At 56.7% G+C, this 233-nt stretch carries 1 protein-coding gene; it reads right to left on the bottom strand.

The window, feature by feature from the left end; genetic code table 11:
* Positions 1-233, bottom strand: a 233-nt coding sequence (locus tag AC0IYH_RS34150) for a BamA/TamA family outer membrane protein (protein ID WP_471838928.1), incomplete at both ends; no start/stop codon positions are given.

Here is a 233-nt window from a genome sequence, read left to right as displayed (position 1 = left end):
AGCGGCACGCCAGCACGAAGCTGGAAACCGGTCGACACCTGACTGAACGTCGTGTTGCGGTCACTACCGATGTAGTTGAACTGGTTGTAATCCTGGCGAAACACGTCGAACCCGACCGCGATGTTCTTGTCGAACAGGTACGGCTCAGTGAAGCCCGCCTGGATCGACTTCGAATAGGTCGAGTAGTTGACACCGAAGCTGAGCGTCTGGCCCTTGCCGCGGAAATTGTTCTG

It is taken from the genome of Pseudomonas sp. AC463 (assembly GCF_979253585.1).
The sequence above is the reverse complement of the archived record's forward strand: the minus strand, read 5'-3'. Positions and strand labels throughout refer to the sequence as shown.